The 11533-nt window shown below is 43.5% G+C and carries 9 protein-coding genes and 13 tRNA genes; 19 read left to right on the top strand and 3 right to left on the bottom strand.

The annotated features are described in order from the left end of the window. Positions 1-53: 53 nt before the first annotated feature. From C6348_RS09495 to C6348_RS09435, 13 genes are all read left to right on the top strand, one after another. A tRNA-Ala gene (locus C6348_RS09495) sits at positions 54-126 on the top strand. 25 nt (positions 127-151) lie between these two features. After that, positions 152-225, top strand: a tRNA-Met gene (locus C6348_RS09490). Positions 226-229: 4 nt separating this feature from the next. Continuing rightward, a tRNA-Ile gene (locus C6348_RS09485) sits at positions 230-306 on the top strand. A gap of 7 nt (positions 307-313) precedes the next feature. Then, positions 314-406 (top strand) — tRNA-Ser (locus C6348_RS09480). A gap of 22 nt (positions 407-428) precedes the next feature. Continuing rightward, a tRNA-Met gene (locus tag C6348_RS09475) sits at positions 429-505 on the top strand. 4 nt (positions 506-509) lie between these two features. After that, positions 510-586: transfer RNA gene (locus tag C6348_RS09470), tRNA-Asp, on the top strand. 18 nt (positions 587-604) lie between these two features. Continuing rightward, a tRNA-Phe gene (locus C6348_RS09465) sits at positions 605-677 on the top strand. Positions 678-704: 27 nt separating this feature from the next. Next, positions 705-780: transfer RNA gene (locus C6348_RS09460), tRNA-His, on the top strand. A gap of 11 nt (positions 781-791) precedes the next feature. Beyond that, positions 792-865, top strand: a tRNA-Gly gene (locus C6348_RS09455). Positions 866-882: 17 nt separating this feature from the next. After that, positions 883-959, top strand: a tRNA-Ile gene (locus C6348_RS09450). Positions 960-965: 6 nt separating this feature from the next. Next, positions 966-1040, top strand: a tRNA-Asn gene (locus C6348_RS09445). Positions 1041-1043: 3 nt separating this feature from the next. Beyond that, positions 1044-1134, top strand: a tRNA-Ser gene (locus tag C6348_RS09440). Positions 1135-1141: 7 nt separating this feature from the next. Further along, positions 1142-1213, top strand: a tRNA-Glu gene (locus C6348_RS09435). A gap of 77 nt (positions 1214-1290) precedes the next feature. Here the strand turns inward: C6348_RS09435 and C6348_RS09430 are convergent. The 3 genes from C6348_RS09430 to C6348_RS09420 form a co-directional block, all read right to left on the bottom strand. After that, positions 1291-1767 carry a TspO/MBR family protein gene (locus C6348_RS09430; RefSeq protein ID WP_034620862.1) on the bottom strand — a complete coding sequence of 159 codons (477 nt, stop codon included), beginning with the start codon at positions 1765-1767 and terminating at the stop codon, positions 1291-1293. An 86-nt stretch (positions 1768-1853) separates the two neighbouring features. After that, complete coding sequence (locus C6348_RS09425) at positions 1854-2588, bottom strand: TraR/DksA C4-type zinc finger protein (protein ID WP_106042751.1); 735 nt, start codon at positions 2586-2588, stop codon at positions 1854-1856. A gap of 117 nt (positions 2589-2705) precedes the next feature. Further along, positions 2706-3644, bottom strand: a complete 939-nt coding sequence (locus tag C6348_RS09420) for a 1,4-dihydroxy-2-naphthoate polyprenyltransferase (RefSeq protein WP_106042749.1) — start codon at positions 3642-3644, stop codon at positions 2706-2708. Positions 3645-4026: 382 nt separating this feature from the next. On the opposite strand from C6348_RS09420, the gene C6348_RS09415 reads away from it, so the two are divergent. From C6348_RS09415 to menC, 6 genes are all read left to right on the top strand, one after another. After that, on the top strand, positions 4027-5445 hold the full coding sequence (locus C6348_RS09415) for an isochorismate synthase (protein ID WP_106042747.1): 1419 nt from the start codon (positions 4027-4029) through the stop codon (positions 5443-5445). Continuing rightward, positions 5438-7180: a 2-succinyl-5-enolpyruvyl-6-hydroxy-3-cyclohexene-1-carboxylic-acid synthase gene (gene menD / locus C6348_RS09410; protein ID WP_106042745.1), complete on the top strand. Its 1743-nt coding sequence runs from the start codon at positions 5438-5440 to the stop codon at positions 7178-7180. Before C6348_RS09415 ends, menD begins: the two co-directional genes overlap by 8 nt. After that, positions 7165-7989 carry a 2-succinyl-6-hydroxy-2,4-cyclohexadiene-1-carboxylate synthase gene (menH, locus tag C6348_RS09405; RefSeq protein ID WP_106042743.1) on the top strand — a complete coding sequence of 275 codons (825 nt, stop codon included), beginning with the start codon at positions 7165-7167 and terminating at the stop codon, positions 7987-7989. Before menD ends, menH begins: the two co-directional genes overlap by 16 nt. Before the next feature lie 14 nt (positions 7990-8003). Next, the gene (gene menB, locus C6348_RS09400; RefSeq protein WP_034665273.1) at positions 8004-8822 is read left to right on the top strand and encodes a 1,4-dihydroxy-2-naphthoyl-CoA synthase; all 819 of its coding nucleotides are present in this window, start codon (positions 8004-8006) and stop codon (positions 8820-8822) included. A 71-nt stretch (positions 8823-8893) separates the two neighbouring features. Beyond that, on the top strand, positions 8894-10345 hold the full coding sequence (locus C6348_RS09395) for an o-succinylbenzoate--CoA ligase (protein WP_223251547.1): 1452 nt from the start codon (positions 8894-8896) through the stop codon (positions 10343-10345). Further along, entirely contained in the window at positions 10342-11466 is a 1125-nt protein-coding gene (gene menC / locus C6348_RS09390; protein WP_106042739.1) for an o-succinylbenzoate synthase, read from the top strand. The genes C6348_RS09395 and menC overlap by 4 nt, the downstream gene beginning before the upstream one ends. Positions 11467-11533: the final 67 nt, after the last annotated feature.

The following is an 11533-nucleotide window of genomic DNA, read 5'->3' as shown; positions in this document are numbered from 1 at the left end:
TTTGGGACCAAGGGGTCGCAGGTTCGAATCCTGTCTTCCCGACCATCTTTTATGGGGCCTTAGCTCAGCTGGGAGAGCGCCTGCCTTGCACGCAGGAGGTCAGCGGTTCGATCCCGCTAGGCTCCACTTTTTAAAAGATTATTTTGATCATGGCGGTGTAGCTCAGCTGGCTAGAGCGTACGGTTCATACCCGTGAGGTCGGGGGTTCGATCCCCTCCGCCGCTATAAAGGACCTTTAGCTCAGTTGGTTAGAGCAGACGGCTCATAACCGTCCGGTCGTAGGTTCGAGTCCTACAAGGTCCACCATCTATACGGAGGAATACCCAAGTCCGGCTGAAGGGATCGGTCTTGAAAACCGACAGGGGTGTCAAAGCCCGCGGGGGTTCGAATCCCTCTTCCTCCGCCATATTTTTTAAAACCCATATCATCGCGGGGTGGAGCAGTTCGGTAGCTCGTCGGGCTCATAACCCGAAGGTCGCAGGTTCAAATCCTGCCCCCGCAACCAAAATGGTCCGGTAGTTCAGTTGGTTAGAATGCCTGCCTGTCACGCAGGAGGTCGCGGGTTCGAGTCCCGTCCGGACCGCCATTTTCAAAAAGAATACTTGGCTCGGTAGCTCAGTTGGTAGAGCAACGGACTGAAAATCCGTGTGTCGGCGGTTCGATTCCGTCCCGAGCCACTTTTATAAAAAAATATTGACAGTATGGCGGTTGTGGCGAAGTGGTTAACGCACCAGATTGTGGCTCTGGCACTCGTGGGTTCGATTCCCATCAATCGCCCCATACATATTTTTGCGGGTGTAGTTTAGTGGTAAAACCTCAGCCTTCCAAGCTGATGTCGTGGGTTCGATTCCCATCACCCGCTCCATTTGTATATCCGTTCATGGGCCTGTAGCTCAGCTGGTTAGAGCGCACGCCTGATAAGCGTGAGGTCGGTGGTTCGAGTCCACTCAGGCCCACCATGATATTCCGCAGTAGCTCAGTGGTAGAGCTATCGGCTGTTAACCGATCGGTCGTAGGTTCGAGTCCTACCTGCGGAGCCAAATGGAGAAGTACTCAAGTGGCTGAAGAGGCGCCCCTGCTAAGGGTGTAGGTCGCGCAAGCGGCGCGAGGGTTCAAATCCCTCCTTCTCCGCCATTTATCTGGCCCGTTGGTCAAGCGGTTAAGACACCGCCCTTTCACGGCGGTAACACGGGTTCGAATCCCGTACGGGTCATGTTTAAAAGAGGTCTTGTCAAAGATCTCTTTTTTATTTTCTTCAAAAGGAAAGACCGCCATCATAGCGGTCTTTTTTTACATATTCATGGAATAGATCGTATAAGACAAATATGTCGCAAAGAATCCCCATAAGACATAAGGGATCAGTAAAATTGGAACGACTTTGCTTAGTTTACGCGAGACGATGACAAGTGCAAGTGCTGTCAGTGCTACAAGCAGGCAGTCGATCGTAGCGGCAAATAAATCTTTTTGTGTAAATTGAAAAAAGCTAAAGGCTTGATTAAATACGTAATTTAAAAGAAAAAGAATCCAAAATGGTAAAGTGATTTTTTGAAATCCGTACTTTCCATAAATGATCGCTGCGGACAACGAGATCAGAGCAAATAAGACAGCCCACACAGCACCAATTACACCACCACTCGGTGTCCATTCTGGTTTATTCAGTGCATCATACCACTCTCTGTCAATCGGAAACAAGAATCCGGCAATAGAGAATAATGCGTATGTAATAAAGAAGACAACCACTGCCCAAATGATACTTTTTCTTGCCATTAAGAATCTCCTCCAATCAAATTCACTCTTAAAGTGATTTCCCAATCATTACATGATATAAACATAAAGCCCCCAATATGAGGGGACTAATGATTTTCTTCTGTATAAGGTTCTTCTTCGTACGGCTTCAAGTCACCAAATACCGTCATGACACTTTCTTCGTCTAATGCCTCTTCATAGGCTTCGTGGGCTTTATTTGGATATACCTTGCTTGCTTTGCCCTCAATATCAGCTGCTGCGAATCCTTCATAGTCCTCCACATAATCTTCATCTTCTGATTGCGTATACACATCATCGTATGTCAATGGAGGGAATTCCATATCGGACGGGGTATCAGAGTTTCCATAGCGTTCTACGTCTTGATATGCATCCTCTCCATCGTAGGCTGCGCTTTCTTCATTTTCAAATTGACCTGATGGCGGACTTAATAAATCCTCTTCAATCGGACGGTTTTGTGAAACGGTTTGTTCTTTTGAATGCTCTGTGCATGTGACGGCACTAGGCAAGGCTTCTAAGCGTTCCTTTGGAATAGGGGCTTTACAGACCTTGCACAGGCCATAAGAGCCGTCTGTGATGGCTTGAAGTGCTTCATTGATGTCTAACAGATGTTCATGTTCCAAACTGTTTAACGCAATATCTTTCCCGCGTTCGAATAGCTCTGTCCCTTGATCACCTGGGTGGTTATCATAGGCTGACAGTTCTCCGAGCGAATCATAAGGAAATGATACTTTTTGTTCATCGTCATGGCTTTTAGCTTCGAGTTCTTGCTTTTCATCGAGAAGTCGCTGCTTCAAATGATGTAATTCGTCTTTAGACAACAAAGCGATCATCCTTTCATATCAAACATAATGTTAGTATGAGCAATTTTGTCTGTAAGACTAGTTCCAATTTGAAGCAATTCCTCATGAAAAAACGCCTGCGGCTGCAGGCGTTCTTTGTTACGCAATATAGTATTGTAAGATCAAAGCGATTGTCAGCAGGAAACCGAAAAATGTATTGGTTTGAGCTGTAGATTTCATGGCATTCATTAATTCAATTGCTTTTTCTTTTTGCTTAAATTCTTTGATAGCTGTATATGCTTTTGGCACACTGAGTAAAACAAGAAGACTCCAAAGGCCGACAATATCTGTGAAGATATAAACAAAAATAAGTACATATGAGACCAAAAACATGGAAAGTAAAATGTTCACTGCAGCTTTTCGCCCAGCAAGGATTGCAAGTGTTTTTCGTCCATTTTCTTTATCGCCGTCTAAATCGCGGATATTGTTCGATAGTAAGATGGCACCAACTAAAATAGAAATTGGTAGTGAAACGAGAAAAGCTTTAGATGTCAGTGTGCCTGTTTGGATATAGAAACTAATCAAGATGATTCCTAGTCCCATAAAAGCACCTGACACAAGTTCTCCAAACGGCGTATATGCAATGGGTACAGGGCCGCCGGTATAGAAATAGCCTGCTGCCATACAAATGAGTCCTATCAGTGCAATCCACCAGCTAGACATCATGCAAATATACACCCCTAATAGTAAAGAAAGCGCAAATAGTGCATAAGCGAGGCTGAGGACTGTTTTTGGCTTCACACCGTTTCTTACAATGGCTCCGCCGATGCCAACAGATTTCTCGTTGTCCAATCCGCGAACATAATCAAAGTACTCATTAAACATGTTCGTTGCGATTTGGATAAACATAGATGCAAACAGCATAGCTAAAAATAGCCCAACATGTATTTGACCACTTGGAAGTGCTAGAACAGTTCCTAAAGTAACGGGAATAAATGCCGCTGTTAATGTATGCGGTCGTAGTAAATTCCACCAAATCCGCCAGTTTTTATCAGGCTTAATCGGTGAAAGCTGATCTGATATCGATTGATGCTGCATAAAATATACTCCTTTAAATAAAAAAATACGTACACGTCCAAATTCCAGTTTAGCAAAGTTCAAAAAGGTGTCAATATATTGATGCGATGAAACCGGAAAAAGATGTTTGCTAATCGTTGCCATATCGAGAGAAAGCTTGATCTTAGAACAGGACTTGCCATTTTTCCTTTAGATGCTCTCGTTAAAAGAAGCAGGAGCGAAAAAATCTAGAAAGCGTGATATAATAAGGATTCGAGGTTTTAAAAGCTGTTTTCTTTACTAAGTTCATCTGTTAAGGTTTATAATAGAAAAGCAGGTCATTCGACATACTCGAATGATCATGTATTTTTTCATTATGGTTTTATTTTTTTATGTTATTTCATGGATTTTGGAGGAATGTATCATGGTGACAACAGTGCAAAGTACTTTCCGGCAGGAAGCGCTTGCGACATTAGAAGAAGCGAATAACGTCAACCATGCTGTTTTGATAAGCTACTCCAGAAGAGTTGACGATCTGGATCCTCTTGCCTTTTTCCAAAGCGGCGAAGCGGATTTTTTAGGCGAGCGGTTTTTTTGGTCTGATCCAGAAAGCCAAATGATATTTTCTGGACTTGGCAGAGCGGCCGTCATTAAATCAACTGAGCAAGGCAAGGAACGATTTGATATAGTCCATCAAGAATGGGAACAGCTGAAGCAGCACATGTTCCATTTTCATGATGGAAAGGAGTTAAGGCAAGCGGCTGTTGGTCCGCTTTTATTTGGAGGATTCTCATTTGATCCGTATGAAGAGAAGGCGCGTCACTGGGAAGCTTTTGGCGAGGCTCATTTTTTTGTGCCATCGATGATGCTCACTGTCTCGAAAGAAGGTACGTTTCTTACGATCAATGAATGGAAGCAGGTGGACGGGAATGTTCATCAGCTCATTCAAGAATTAGAACAAAAAGCCTCTCATTTTGAAACATTACCGCTCAGACATGATGGACAAGCTGAACTTGTTCATATGGAAGAACTAGATGTGAAGGAATGGATGAAGGCGATCCAAGAAGCGACAGACCACATTCGTGCAAACGAATATGAAAAGGTTGTTTTAGCAAGAGAAGTCTTGCTTCACTATAAAAATCAAATAGAACTCGCTCCACTGTTAGCAGAATTATTAAAGCATCAAACAACGAGTTATGTATTTGCGGTTGAACAAGGAAGACAAGCATTTGTCGGAGCTACGCCGGAACGCTTAGTAAAAAAAAGCGGCGGAGAGGTCTTTTCATCTTGTTTAGCAGGTTCGATTGTTCGAGGAAAAGATGAAGCGGAAGATCGAGCATTAGGCGAGGAACTGCTGCATGATGAGAAGAATTTGATTGAACATCAAATTGTCGTCAATATGATTCAGCAAGCATTTGAGGCCAATTGCCTTCACGTGCACAAACCAAATCAACCTAGTCTTTATAAAACAAAAAACATTCAGCATTTGTTTACACCGATTGTGGGAGAAATTAAAAGCAGCTGTTCCCTCTTTTCATTAATTGAACAGCTCCATCCGACGCCAGCATTAGGCGGATATCCGAAGGAAAAAGCGGTTGAGGTTATTCGTGAAATCGAACCGTTGAAGCGTGGCTGGTACGCGGCGCCGGTGGGCTGGATTGACTCTCAGGATAATGGAGAATTTGCTGTCGCCATTCGGTCAGGTCTTATTGAGGAAGACCATGTTCGTTTGTTCGCTGGCTGCGGCATTGTAGAGGATTCCCTTGCAAAGCAGGAGTACGAGGAAACGCAAGTGAAATTAAGACCAATGCTATCTGCTCTTGGAGGTCGTCCGATTGAATAATCAAATCATGACAACATATATTGGCAGATTGATGGATGAATTTGTACAAGGTGGTGTGAAGGAAGCGGTTGTCTGTCCTGGTTCCCGTTCAACCCCGCTTGCGATGCTGGCTCTTGCCCATCAAGACATCAATGTTCATGTATTAGTGGATGAACGGTCTGCTGCTTTTTATGCGCTTGGTCTTGCAAAAGCAAGTCAAGCACCAGTGCTGCTTATTTGTACATCAGGTACGGCAGCTGCTAACTTTTACCCAGCCATTGTAGAGGCACATTATTCCCGTGTACCACTTATTGTTTTAACTGCTGATCGGCCGCACGAATTGAGGGAAGTTGGGGCACCTCAAGCGATTGATCAGCAATTCTTATTCGGTAAGTTTGTTAAATGGTTCACAGACTTAGCATTGCCAGAAGAAAGTCAGACGATGTTACGCTATGTTCAGACGGCTGCGGCAAGAGCAAATCATATGTCAATGCAAGAGCCGAAGGGACCTGTCCAGATAAATGTCCCTCTGAGAGAACCATTGCTTCCTGATTTGTCTATTGATCCTTTTGAGCGAGAAGAAACAGGCCGAAAAAAGGTCATAGCTGCAGGACAAGCTTTCCCAAATGATGATGTGATGTCTGAAATCATGACGGTCATGAACCATTCCAAAAAGGGACTGATTGTGTGTGGTGAACTTCATACGCAGGAAGAGAAAGAGGCAGTGTTACGTCTTTCGAAAGCCTTGCATATTCCGATTTTAGCGGACCCGCTTTCTCATTTGCGAAATGGTCATGAACATGCAGATCTTATTATTGATGCGTATGATTCATTATTAAAAGATGAAGCATTGCAGCAGCATCTATTGCCGGATATGGTCATTCGTTTTGGACCGATGCCTGTGTCCAAACCTTTATTCAAGTGGCTGGAAAAACATGTGGAAGTGAATCAGATTGTCGTTGATGCTGCCGGAGGTTTTCGAGATCCTGGATTGAGTGCTTCATACGTCATTGAAAGTGATGTGGCAACTTTTGTAGATGAAGTATTCAAGAGAGCGGATCAACGTGAGGATACAAGTTTTCTAAAACGCTGGCAGAATGCTAATTCTTCATTCAGAACGCATGCATCCCATTATTCTGATGAGAATCTGTCATTTGAGGGAAATGTGTACCGTCAGCTTCAGCATCTCTTGCCGAAGGAGAGTGTCCTTTTTATCGGAAACAGTATGCCGATTCGTGATGTGGATACATTTTTTGAAGCGCAATCGAAGCCTTTTCGGATGATGGCGAATCGAGGAGCCAATGGCATTGATGGCGTTGTGTCTACAGCACTTGGCACGTATGCGGCTTTGAAACAGCCAGTCACCTTAGTGATTGGAGATTTATCATTTTATCATGATATGAACGGTTTGCTTGCAGCTAAGCTGCTGGACATTCCGCTGACGGTTGTGTTGTTAAACAATGATGGGGGAGGCATCTTTTCTTTCCTTCCACAGGCGTCTGATGAACCGTATTATGAAAAACTCTTCGGTACGCCGACTGGACTGAATTTTGAGTATGCTTCGAAGCTGTATGGGGGAACCTATTCGAAACCGTCAACGAAACAAGAATTACATGATGTCTACATGGCGCATATAGAAGAGCCTGGACTTCATTTAATTGAAATTGAAACTGATCGGCATTCTCGTGTAAGCAAGCATCGTCAAATGATGGATGACATATTGGAAGAAGTGAAAAAAGAATGTCTTCTTTTATAATACGGATGCGTGATGGTGTGGCGTACGAGGTGGTGGATCAGAATCCATTGGCTGAGAATGCCACGCTATGCTTACATGGCTTCACTGGAAGCGCGGCTTCTTGGACGTTCTTGAATGGTTATATGGAGAATACAAAATTGATTCAAGTCAGCTTGCTTGGACATGGCCGCACGGACTCACCAGAAAGTATGAGAAGATATGCGATGTCGCATCAGCTGGCAGATCTTGCAGAGATTTTAAACCAATTAAAGCTTCACAAAGTGAATATTCTCGGATATTCTATGGGAGGACGTATTGCTTTATCATTTGCCTCTCGTTATCCAGATCGTGTCAACAAATTGATCCTTGAGAGTACCTCTCCAGGGCTTCGCACTTTTAAAGAGCGGATGGCAAGACTCAAACACGATCATCAGCTCGCTCAGAAACTTAGACATGAAGGTTTAGTGAAGTTTGTGGATTTTTGGGAGAGTATTCCACTGTTTGCTTCGCAGAAAACTTTATCAGCTGAAACGCAGGCTCAACTGAGAGAGGGAAGGCTGAAAGCCAATCCACTTGGACTGGCTCGCAGCTTAGAAGGCCTAGGAACAGGTTCGCAGCCCTCTGTTTGGAAGGCATTAAAGCATATGAATTTACCTGTTTTGTTGATTTGCGGAGCGCTTGATGAAAAGTTCTGCAATATCGCCAAACGTATGCAGCAGGAGCTTGAAGGCAGTCAATTCATATTGGCTGAGCAGGCTGGGCATACAGTTCATGTGGAACAACCACATTTTTTTGGTAAAATAGTAAGTGAGTTTATTACGCAAGATTAGAGGAGGAACTATTGATGGCTATTGAATGGCAAACTGAGCGTCAGTATGACGAAATTTTATATGAAACGTACAATGGGATCGCAAAGATCACGATTAATCGTCCACATGTACATAACGCGTTTACACCAAAGACTGTGAGTGAATTAATTGATGCATTTTCACGTGCTCGTGATAATTCAAATGTTGGTGTAATCGTACTTGCAGGAGCTGGCGGCAAAGCATTCTGTTCTGGTGGAGATCAAAAAGTACGCGGCCATGGCGGCTATGTAGGAGACGATCAAATTCCGCGTCTAAATGTATTAGACTTGCAGCGTTTGATTCGTGTGATTCCAAAACCGGTGATTGCAATGGTTGCTGGTTATGCAATCGGCGGCGGGCACGTTCTTCACGTTGTATGTGACCTGACAATTGCAGCAGATAATGCGATTTTTGGACAAACTGGTCCAAAAGTAGGCAGCTTTGATGCTGGTTATGGTTCAGGCTACCTTGCACGTATTGTTGGTCATAAGAAAGCGAGAGAAATCTGGTACTTATGCCGTCAATACAATGCACAAGAAGCGCTTGATATGGGACTTGTCAATACAGTTGTACCATTAGAGCAGCTTGAAGAAGAAACTGTGAAGTGGTGTGAGGAAATGCTAGAAAAGAGCCCGACTGCTTTACGATTCTTGAAGGCTGCATTTAATGCAGATACGGATGGATTAGCTGGAATTCAACAATTTGCAGGAGATGCGACACTTCTTTATTACACAACAGATGAAGCAAAAGAAGGACGCGATTCCTTTAAGGAAAAACGCAAGCCGGACTTCGGTCAGTTCCCGCGTTTCCCTTGATTCAATCATATCGATGAAAAACAGCTTAGTGCATCAGACTAAGCTGTTTTCTTTTAAGAAGAGGAGGTGTCATGATGAAGCAACCTAATTGGCTGCTGTACCGTGCTTATTTAACGCCAGAAAGAGTCGCGCTCATTTATCAGGATAAAAAGTGGACATTTCGCGATTTAGCTGATGAAGTAAATGAGCTTTCTAATAGACTTGCAGATGCATCATTGAAAAAAGGGGAAACGGTTGGGCTTTTGATGAACAATCAGCCTCAAATGGTGATGCTTGTTCATGCTTGTTTTTCATTAGGATTAAAAATCGTGCTATTGAACAATAAGTTAACAAAAGCTGAGAGGCGCTATCAGCTTGAAGATGCAAAAGCAGCCGCTTTATTAACTGAACCTGTTTATGCCAGTGATCATAAAGGTGATCTCCCCGTTTATACAATGGAGACTTTACCTGAAGCAGGTCAAGATAATGAAAAGAAAATCGAGAGCGAATTTGATTTGAATGAAACAGCGACCATCATGTATACATCTGGCACAACAGGACGCCCAAAAGGCGTGGAGCAAACGTTTGGCAATCATTTTCATAGTGCTGTTTCGTCTGCACTAAATATGGGCATCAGAGAGGATGACCGCTGGCTTATTGCACTGCCTCTTTTTCATATTAGCGGGTTATCCGCTTTATTTAAGTCTGTGATTTATGGGATGACTGTCGTACTTCATGAGAAGTTTGATGTCGATGAAGTAAAGGATTCTATTGAACAGCATCGTGTGACGATGATATCTGTTGTCCAAACGATGTTATCCCGTTTATTAAGCAGACTGGAAGAATGCCCGTCTTCTTTGCGCTGTCTTTTATTAGGCGGAGGACCTGCGCCTTTTGCGATGCTTCAAGAAAGCAAAGAGAAAGGCTTCCCTGTGTTTCAATCGTACGGTATGACGGAAACCTGTTCACAAATTGTGACCCTTGCGCCTGAATTTAGTGTAGAGAAGCTTGGATCAGCGGGAAAACCCCTTTTTGGGTGTGAGCTGAAAATTCAAGATGGTACACGCACTTGTCGTCCTTTTGAGCATGGCGAAATTATGGTGAAAGGGGCAAATGTCATGAAAGGGTACCTTTACCGTGAAGAAGCAACCGCAGCTGCCTTTGATCAAGGCTGGCTGAAAACGGGTGATATTGGCTATGTGGATGAGGAAGGGTTCTTATTTGTGCTTGACCGCCGTTCAGATTTAATTATTTCTGGCGGTGAGAATATTTATCCTGCTGAAATTGAAGCGGTTCTGTTAACACATCCGCATGTAAAGGAAGCCGGAGTGACGGGTATGTATGATGATAGATGGGGAGAGGTACCGGCTGCCTTTCTTGTCACAGACCATAAGATACCGGAGGATGAGCTCTATGCTTTATGTGAGTCGCATTTAGCAAAATATAAATGGCCCGCCGCTTTTCACTTTGTGGACGAGCTGCCAAGAAATGCGTCGAATAAATTGCAGAGGCACAGACTCAGGATCAAAGGGGTTTTTAGATGATTCAAATTGAACGAGTGATTTTATATCATGTCACGATGAAGCTCAAGCAGCCATTTACAACAAGTCTTGGAACCATCTCAGAGCGTGAGTTTATTATTGTCGAGGTAAAAGATCAAACAGGATTGACTGGATGGGGAGAGGTGTCAGCCTTTTCTTCTCCATGGTATACAGAAGAAACCATTGAGACTTGCTATCATATGCTGAGAGCTTTCTTTATACCGAATGTACTGACACGCACCTTTACACACCCTTCAGAAATACCAGACAGCCTGTACCAATTTAAAGGTAATAGGATGGCGAAAGCGGGAATCGAAGCGGCTGTTTGGGATATTTATGCGAAGCGTGAGAATAAGTCGTTACGCGATGTATTAGGCGGCACCAAAGAGAGAATACCTTCTGGTGTTGTGGCGGGGTTAGGACCCATTGACGCCATGCTGAAGCAAATTCAGCAATATGTTGACCAAGGCTATCAGCGTGTGAAGGTGAAAATTAAGCCGGGACAGGATATTGGACTTCTTAAAAAAATTAGAGAGTCTTTCCCTAACCTTCCATTAATGGCGGATGCAAACTCTGCTTATGAATTAAAGGATATTAGCAAGCTCAAGCAGCTCGATGACATTCGTTTATTAATGATTGAACAGCCATTAGCTGCAGATGATATCGTGGATCATCGCCATTTGCAAAAGCATTTAAAAACACCGATATGTTTGGATGAAAGTATTTGTTCTTTAGATGATGCTAGAAAAGCTGTAGAGCTTGGCAGCTGTCAAATTATTAATGTGAAGCCTTCACGAGTTGGGGGGCTGACAGAAGCCCTTAAAATCCATACATTCAGTAAGGAGCATCAAATTCCATTATGGTGCGGAGGGATGATTGAAACAGGCATTTCCCGCGCGCAGAACGTGGCACTTGCTTCCCTTCCTCAATTTACAATCCCAGGTGATATTTCAGCTTCATCAAAATATTGGGAGCAAGATATCATTTTTCCTGAAATCAAGGTTGAGAATGGTTTTATTGAGGTACCTCGTTCCCCAGGAATGGGCGTAGAAGTGGACTATCAAGCGCTTCGTTCTTTTTCAGATAAAATTGACGTGTTTACAAAACATGATTTTGTGATGTGAAAACGAGTGAATCACCTTTTGCACATCCAATAAAATCTATGTATAGTGAGAGAAAGTTTTTCCTTCC

It is taken from the genome of Bacillus sp. YBWC18 (assembly GCF_002998775.1).
Lineage (GTDB): Bacteria > Bacillota > Bacilli > Bacillales > Bacillaceae > Bacillus.
This window is presented reverse-complemented; position numbering and strand designations above follow the sequence as displayed.

Excerpts from the sequence above, each read along its gene's own strand:
- C6348_RS09430 (WP_034620862.1), bottom strand. The coding sequence starts at position 1,767 with ATGGCAAGAAAAAGTATCATTTGGGCAGTGGTTGTCTTCTTTATTACA.
- C6348_RS09420 (WP_106042749.1), bottom strand. The coding sequence starts at position 3,644 with ATGCAGCATCAATCGATATCAGATCAGCTTTCACCGATTAAGCCTGAT.
- C6348_RS09415 (WP_106042747.1), top strand. The coding sequence starts at position 4,027 with ATGGTGACAACAGTGCAAAGTACTTTCCGGCAGGAAGCGCTTGCGACA.
- menH (WP_106042743.1), top strand. The coding sequence starts at position 7,165 with ATGTCTTCTTTTATAATACGGATGCGTGATGGTGTGGCGTACGAGGTG.
- menB (WP_034665273.1), top strand. The coding sequence starts at position 8,004 with ATGGCTATTGAATGGCAAACTGAGCGTCAGTATGACGAAATTTTATAT.
- C6348_RS09395 (WP_223251547.1), top strand. The coding sequence starts at position 8,894 with ATGATGAAGCAACCTAATTGGCTGCTGTACCGTGCTTATTTAACGCCA.
- menC (WP_106042739.1), top strand. The coding sequence starts at position 10,342 with ATGATTCAAATTGAACGAGTGATTTTATATCATGTCACGATGAAGCTC.